Annotated in this window: 6 protein-coding genes and 1 pseudogene; 4 read left to right on the forward strand and 3 right to left on the reverse strand. The window is 59.0% G+C overall.

All coding sequences use genetic code 11. The features are described from left to right. Together I2G43_RS10525 and I2G43_RS05645 are read left to right on the forward strand one after the other, a co-directional pair. A pseudogene (locus I2G43_RS10525) lies at window positions 1-257 on the forward strand (hypothetical protein); the annotation flags it as partial. A gap of 1 nt (window position 258) precedes the next feature. Next, a complete protein-coding gene (locus I2G43_RS05645; RefSeq protein ID WP_195535412.1) occupies window positions 259-603 on the forward strand; it encodes a hypothetical protein in 345 nt (114 codons plus the stop codon). A 396-nt stretch (window positions 604-999) separates the two neighbouring features. On the opposite strand, the gene I2G43_RS05650 is transcribed toward I2G43_RS05645, so the two are convergent. Next, window positions 1,000-2,265 (reverse strand): ATP-binding protein, encoded by a 1,266-nt coding sequence (locus tag I2G43_RS05650; protein ID WP_195535413.1) that lies wholly within the window; start codon window positions 2,263-2,265, stop codon window positions 1,000-1,002. A gap of 188 nt (window positions 2,266-2,453) precedes the next feature. After that, window positions 2,454-2,675 (reverse strand): helix-turn-helix domain-containing protein, encoded by a 222-nt coding sequence (locus I2G43_RS05655; RefSeq protein WP_205215037.1) that lies wholly within the window; start codon window positions 2,673-2,675, stop codon window positions 2,454-2,456. A gap of 139 nt (window positions 2,676-2,814) precedes the next feature. Here I2G43_RS05655 and I2G43_RS05660 point away from each other — a divergent pair, with 139 nt between their 5' ends. Further along, window positions 2,815-6,150: a hypothetical protein gene (locus I2G43_RS05660; RefSeq protein ID WP_195535414.1), complete on the forward strand. Its 3,336-nt coding sequence runs from the start codon at window positions 2,815-2,817 to the stop codon at window positions 6,148-6,150. Between the two features lie 209 nt (window positions 6,151-6,359). Here I2G43_RS05660 and I2G43_RS05665 read toward each other — a convergent pair whose 3' ends face one another. After that, complete coding sequence (locus I2G43_RS05665; RefSeq protein ID WP_138113672.1) at window positions 6,360-6,584, reverse strand: hypothetical protein; 225 nt, start codon at window positions 6,582-6,584, stop codon at window positions 6,360-6,362. Window positions 6,585-6,683: 99 nt separating this feature from the next. Here I2G43_RS05665 and I2G43_RS05670 point away from each other — a divergent pair, with 99 nt between their 5' ends. Next, on the forward strand, window positions 6,684-6,878 hold the full coding sequence (locus tag I2G43_RS05670; protein ID WP_195535415.1) for an antitoxin: 195 nt from the start codon (window positions 6,684-6,686) through the stop codon (window positions 6,876-6,878). The last annotated feature ends 271 nt before the right edge of the window (window positions 6,879-7,149 follow it).

Genomic DNA, 7,149 nt, shown 5'->3' on the forward strand with positions numbered 1-7,149 from the left:
CCGATTGCCCGTACCTCATCCTCGATGAACCGCTGAACGGCCTCGATCCGGGAAAACGGAAAACCTCCTGCGACGCGATGCGCAGCGAAGTGGCGCGGGGACGCAGCGTGCTCATTTCAAGCCATCTACTCGACGACCTGGCAGACCTCACCAACTCGTTCTACTTCATCGAAGCCGGCACGCTCGTGGAAAAGATCAAGTCGTCCTCGCAGACGCTCAAGCAGGAATACCTCGATACATACGAGCGAGGTGAATGACATGAAACCATTTGAACAGCTGAAGTCCAATGCGTCGCGCATGGCTGTCTACGCCATCCTCGTGGCAACGGCTTTATGCGGAATCGCGGCACCCGTCTATGCGCTCAACGGAAAGAAAGGCGATGTCGAGCCTCTGTACATGAGCTCGACGGTTAAGGACCGGTACAAAGCCTTCTCTGGAGACGCGTTTTACGTAGCAGAGTACGACACGACCTACCGTGAGCTTCGCTACAACAAGAGATACGAATATCTAGGCGCAAAAGCAATCAGCTATACATCGGGTTGGTACGGCTCCCACTATGGACACATAACCCAGTTCAAGTGTAACTACCGTGTGTACAACTAAAGCAACCCGGCCGGGACGAGGGGTGACGCAAAAGCGTCGCCCCTCGTTTTTAACCATGTCAACTGAACCTGGTTCAGGCTTCAATGCAAGAAGAAGCAGGCCGAGGTCCAGATTTCGGACAAGAAGAGGGCGCTCGCGCGCGAGGCACACAACCACGCGCTCATGGTCGCCGGCGGGCTCATCGTGAACCACGCGCCGGGCGGCAACTGGAAACGCATCGACTGGGACAGGCTTGCGGCGTGAATCGACCGCTACGGATACAAAATCACCGGCTCCACGCAGCACGGAATCTGGATCCGTAACCTTTCGTAGCCCAGATCAAAATACCGGTTGTTTCAAGAAATCCTCTAGGAAGCGTCTAGATAGAGGATTTCTGGAAATGCAAATAACAATAATTTAGCTTCCGAGCGTATCGACCGGAGCAACAACGATGCCTTCGCTAGTTACGTGAGCCGGCATACCAAACCCGATGACGATGAGTTTCGCCGCAGGCGGCCTCTCCCCGCGATCGACCAGCTTTCGCTCAAGTCGAAGCAGATTTTCCACTGCCTCTGGGACTTGGGGGCTCCCGAGCTTAACCTCAACGGCAACCCACGAGCCGTCACGACGATGGACAATCGCGTCGACCTCTAGGTCGTCAGCATCGTGGTAGTGAGATACGGTCGCATCGCTGGCCGCCGCGTAAACCTTGAGATCGTGCAGCACAAGGGATTCGAAGAGCAAGCCAAGGGTCTTCGGATCGGATGACAACGACTCCGGATCCGCACCGATGAGGGCGACGGCGAGCGATGGGTCAGCAAGGTGCCGCTTCGCGCCCTGCCGCAACTTCACCGGCGACCTGAGAGCCGGATGCCACGCGGGGACATCGTCGACGATATTGATACGGCGCAGCGCGTCCATGTAACTGGTAATCGTATTCTTTGAGACGTCAACACCCAAATCCCTTTCGATGGACCTCATGCCGGCAAGAGTCGATTCATTGCGTGCAAGCGACGAGAGCAAGGCCCTTACCTTAACCGGGTCGCGTTTCACTCCATCCGCCCTCGAAACGTCAGACTCGCAAACACCGTCAATATAGGCGGCGGCTATCCGCATTGCGTCGGCAGTTGTCTTACCGACCGCTTGGGGCCAACCGCCGCGGCAGAGCAAATCAGCGATACCGGCGATACCGTCGATGGATCCGAGTGACGCCGCAACGGAATCGCCATCGAGCAGCGCACCAAGCGAGACCGCTCCCGACGAAATACCGAGCTCGAAAAGCGTCATGGTATCCATCCGCAAACGGGCGATTCGACCCACACCGCTGTGCATCGGCTGGTTCTCGGCTCGCGGCGTCGCAGATCCGGTGAGAATGAACTGTCCTGGCTCCCCTCCCCTGACATCGCATTCGAATCGCACGGCATCCCATAGCTTCGGTTCTTCCTGCCATTCGTCGACAAGCCTCGGGGTCGGTCCGACAATTGCTTGGGCCGGATCGAGACGAGCGAGTTGGAGGGCCGCAAAACCGCCAGATGGGTCGGAGAGAGATAACGATGACTCGGCAAATCTCTGAGCTGTCGTTGTCTTTCCACACCATTTCGGCCCCTGAATGAGCACTGCACCAAAAATGCCAAGGTCGCGCTCGACCAAGCAGTCAACACAACGTCCTATATACCTATCCATCGGCTTTCCCTCCAATCATTCATTTGAAATTATAGCGTCTATCTGCGTCGTTGGGACAAATAACGATTACTTATTGGGACGATTGACGGTAATTTATTGGGACGATTGACGATAGCTCGTTGGGACGATTTCCATTTTCTTAAGGCGCTAATCAACGAGACCCACTGTGAACTATGAGACGGATAAATTTAGCTGACGCCTCTCATGAGTTCAGCAATGCTGATTTGAAATCCATCGGCAATCTTCTTGAGATTTGAGAGGCTGACATTACGCCGCCCGACTTCAATGCTCGCGTAGTAGGAACGATCCATTTCAATCAAATTGGCGAACTGCTCCTGGCTGCACCCGAGTCCAGCGCGGAGCTCTTTGCATCTCATGCCGAATGATTTCTGAAGCGTCTTCGTATCCATGACAAAAAGAGTCATGGATTGTTGTATAAAAGCAAACGGACTATATACAACAATCCCAGTTAATGCGCATAATTATCTCTATTGGAAAGCACTCTGATGCCCAGTCGGATAGGGCACGGAAAAGGAATGGAACAGCACAATGACTCAGGGAAATCACTTCGCCGCACTGCCAAACAAAAAGATTCACACTCCGAAGGGGATCGCGCGTCTGACCGTCACCGCGGCGACCATGGCCGCCATGACCGGATCGAGCCTCATCTCACCGTTCACGGCATTCGCCCAGACCGGTGACGGGGGCACACAGCACCCCGCCGTGATGTCGCCGATCGCCGCCCACGCCGGCGCGGCATCCGGTACCGGCGCGAAATCCGCCGCACAGACCATCGCGGACCTGCAGAAGGCAGTCAACGAGGCGAAGGCGAAGGAGGACGCCGCCAAGGCAGCCTACGATGAGGCCGCCGGTCCCTACAACGAGGCGGCTTCCGCCCGCGACCAGGCCAAGGCATCCTACGATTCTGCAGTCAGCGCCGGCACGGCAGCCGACCGAGCGGCAATGGACGAGTACGCCCGTCAGGTCGCAGAGGGCAAGGACGCCGCCGATGCCGCCGGCAAGGACCTCGAGCAGGCGAAGGCGGGTCTCGCAGACGCCAAGGCGGATGCGTCCGAGAAGGACGAAGCGTACCAGTCCGCCCTCAAGGCGGCTCAGGATGCCAAGAATGCCTTCGATAAAGCCAAGGCAGATGCTGTAAGCGCCACCCCGGAGGCAATCAGTGCCGCCGAGCAGGCCGTGCGCGACGCCCAAGATGCCGTGAGCAGGGCACAGGCCGACCTCGCCAACGCCAACGCGACGCTTGCCGATGCCCAGTCCAAGCTGGTTGCGGCCCAGTCTGCAAAGGATTCCGCAGATACCGTCCTCGCCGCAGCCCAGCAGAACAAGGACACGGCGGATGCGAAGGCCGCAGCCGCCAGCGCCGCCTACGAGCAGGCGAAAGCCGACCTCGCCGCAGCGGAGGCCGGTGCCAGCGGTCCGGAGTACGATGCGGCAAAACAGAAGGTCGCGGACGCAGAGGCAACCCTCGCCGCCGCACAAGCGGCACAGTCCCAGTGCGAGTCCGAGCTCGAGCAGGTGCAGTCCGCCGCGGCAACGGCACAGACCGAGCTAAATGATGCCCAGGCATCCCTCTCTGCGAAGCAGCAGGCCGCGGTCGATGCCGCGTCCGGCGTGAACGACGCCCAGTCCGCACTCGATGCCGCGAACTCCGACCTCGATGCGGCCAAGCAGGCGAACGCCGATGCCATCGCCAAGCTGGACGCCGCGAAGCAGGCTGTCAAGGACGCTGAGTCCGCCAAGGCAGCCGCCGACGAAGAGCTTGCGAACGCCAAGACCGCAAAGGATACCGCAGACGCCGCCGTGACCGCCGCGCAGCAGAAGGTCGACGAGGCACAGGCGAAACTCGATTCCGCCGACGCGCAACTCAAGCAGGGAGCCATCGGCTTCTTCCGTGCCATGGGTGCCGATGACGCAGTCAACATCATCCTGAACGCCAAATATGTCGGAAAGACCGAAGTCGGCAACTCCAAGGACGCCACGTCCCTTGATAACATGCTCAATGCGATCAGGTGGATGAAGTCCGTCAACGACTACCGCAAGTCGGTCGGCCTGTCCGAGCTCCAGGTCACCTACAAGCTCATCGCCGGAGCCATTGCGGATGCCAACTACAGTGACACTGTGCTCGATCATGCCCGTCAATATGATTTTGCCGAAAACCTGGCATGGAATTACGGAATCGATCCGAGTGGGCAGTGGATCGAGCAGGAGAAGGGCTTTTTCGACAAGGCAACGGAGGCCCTTTATGGAGTCACCGGTCTTGTCGGCAAGGATGCCTATGATTTCTATGCAAAGAACGGTGTCGCAATCAACCATTGGATTGCAGACAACTGCCACTGGGAGAACGGCAGTAGCGGCACCGTCGGCCATTACATGAACATCATCAATCCCGAACTCGCCGTTATGGGAATGGCAACCTGCACCAAGGGCACCATGTCCGGGCTTCAGACGCAGTGCTACACCGCAGAGATCTCCGGCTGGTCCGGCTCCGGTTGGAACACGAACCCCATCTCCGTCGACGAGTACGAGCAAAAGCTGACCTCCTATATCAACGGCCTCAAGAACGCCAAGAGCGCACTCGACGTAGCCAAGGCCGATCTCGCATCCAAGCAGCAGGCAGCCGCCGGCGCCGCCGCAACCGTCCAGCAGAAGCAGGACGCAGCGGATTTCGCACAGGCAGACGTCGATGCCGCGAAGCAGGACGTCACCGATGCCCAGCGTGCCGTCGATGCCGCCAAGGCTGATGTCGCCGCCAAGCAGCAGGGCGTCACCGATGCCCAGACCGAGCTTGATGCGGCGAAATCGGACCTCGATGCCGCCAACGCGGCAGTCGATACGGCAAAGTCGACCGTCCAGCAGAAGCAGGTTGCTTTTGATGCTGCCAACGCAGCCGTAACGACCGTACAATCTAAGTTGGATGCCGCAAAGGCCGACACCTCTGCCAAGCAGCAGAGCGTTGCCGATGCGAACGCCGATCTCGCGAAGTTCTTCCAGGACGTCGCCGACGCCAAGAAGGCGCTCGATACAGCAAAGAGCGTCCATGACTCGGCGGTAGCCGATCAGACCGAGAAAGCGACCGTCCTCGCCGCCGCCGAGCAAAAGGCGGACGCCACCGCACGCGCCCTCGCGGATGCCCAGCGTGCCGTCGATGCCGCAAAGACCGACACCGGCGTTGCCGCCGACAGGCTTACCGGCTCCCAGACCGATCTCGATGACGCACAGTCGAACCTCGACATCCTCACCGGTCTTGCCGCGAAGCTCGCAGAGGCACAGCAGCGCGAGCAGGATGCAGTAAAGGCCGTCAATGACACCAAGGCCGCCCTCGATGCCGCGAAGGCGGATACCGCCGCCGCCGAGTCCCTGGTCTCCGCCGCCGAACAGGCGAAGGCGCTGGCAGACGCCAAGCTGTCGAAGCTGAACTCCATCGATGCCGGCGCGGCGATCGCTTCCGGCCATGATGTGAACGCGGATGACGCCCTCAACGCGCTTTTCGCCGCAGCAGTCGAGGCACGTGCCAAGGTCGCGCCCGCCAAGGCCATCCTGGACGAGAAGCAGGCCGCGGTGGACGAGCTCCAGCCCGGCTACGATGCGACACTCACCGCCTACGAGTTGGCGAAGTCCGACCGCATCGCAACGGAGCAGAAGCTTTCCGATGAGATCGCACGACAGGAGGCAGAGGAGGTCGCAAAGCAGCAGGCGGCATACACCCCGAAGCACCTCGCCGGCACGGATACCGCTAAGCCCGGCAGCCTCGCCCAGACCGGTGACCGCGCGGGACTCATCGGCGAGACGTTCGTCATCGGCGGTACCGTCCTCGTGGCAGCCGGCGTATTCCTCGATCAAAAGAAGCGCCGCGAGCAGATGTAGTGCAAATCGCATAACGACTCGGAAAGGGGAATCCCGCAAAAGGGATTCCCCTTTTTCGTCTCGCCAGCCACGGTTCGTTGAGGCAGCTTCAGATTAAGGGCCACAGATTAAACCGATCTACAACTGTGACCATATGACTGTGCGCACATGTTAGCATAGTCATATGGTCACCTATTTGCAGCTGCGATTATGCTGCGACAACTCAACCGTTAGCGCTTATTAAACAGCCGACCAAATCCTGGTTTGCCCAGTGTCTGGCGCATCTGCCCCACCTGAATCTCCGTCTCCACGCCATCCTTGCCGAAGACGTTGCTCATATTTTTAGCAGTCGGGATGACCGTCTTCACCTCACCCGTCGTTAGGTCGAAGCGCTGGCAGCCGACCTGGTTCTCAAGATGGATCTGACCATCGGATCCAAAGACATTCTGGTACATGTCTGCCTCCTCGCAAGAAACTGTCGATCCCAAGATAACAGACGGGCGAATCCGGCGCAGCAGACGCTCGATAATACATGACCATGTTAATGTAGTCATATGCTCACGTATTACAAGCTGGGACCTTATGTATTAGAGCTCGAACCGCGCCGCCGCGTCACCATGAACACCGACGGCGAGAACATCGACTACTTCAAGGCGGAGGCCGCCCGCACGGACGCCCCCTATCAGGTCATCATCAACATGTACCTGACGGAGTCCCGCATGCAGAAGAGGCACCTCGCGGTCGCGTAATACAAATAGGTAAGATCCCACGCGTGTCACGCCTCGCCGCAATCGGAGCGCCGTCTGCGGCGCGGGGCGGAATAAGACCGGGCGACCCGGGCAATCTGGTCCCGGCTCTCCCGGTCGTATTCCTACGATATCGCCCCTAAATCACCAATGCGTCAGACAAAGAATGAGGCAATGGCTATGACCACGCATACGGCAGATGCAGCGACTGCGCCTTTCTTCCTCTCCTTTAGTCCGACGAATAGGGTTGCCGTAAAGTAAAGGGCGGAAATGC

Origin of the sequence: Collinsella aerofaciens, assembly GCF_015557435.1 — a bacterium.
GTDB lineage: Bacteria > Actinomycetota > Coriobacteriia > Coriobacteriales > Coriobacteriaceae > Collinsella > Collinsella aerofaciens_Z.

What these genes read in the sequence shown, in the direction of transcription:
- I2G43_RS05660 (WP_195535414.1), top strand. Translation starts at nt 2,815, where the DNA reads ATGACTCAGGGAAATCACTTCGCCGCACTGCCAAACAAAAAGATTCAC.
- I2G43_RS05670 (WP_195535415.1), top strand. Translation starts at nt 6,684, where the DNA reads ATGCTCACGTATTACAAGCTGGGACCTTATGTATTAGAGCTCGAACCG.
- I2G43_RS05655 (WP_205215037.1), bottom strand. Translation starts at nt 2,675, where the DNA reads ATGGATACGAAGACGCTTCAGAAATCATTCGGCATGAGATGCAAAGAG.
- I2G43_RS05645 (WP_195535412.1), top strand. Translation starts at nt 259, where the DNA reads ATGAAACCATTTGAACAGCTGAAGTCCAATGCGTCGCGCATGGCTGTC.
- I2G43_RS05665 (WP_138113672.1), bottom strand. Translation starts at nt 6,584, where the DNA reads ATGTACCAGAATGTCTTTGGATCCGATGGTCAGATCCATCTTGAGAAC.
- I2G43_RS05650 (WP_195535413.1), bottom strand. Translation starts at nt 2,265, where the DNA reads ATGGATAGGTATATAGGACGTTGTGTTGACTGCTTGGTCGAGCGCGAC.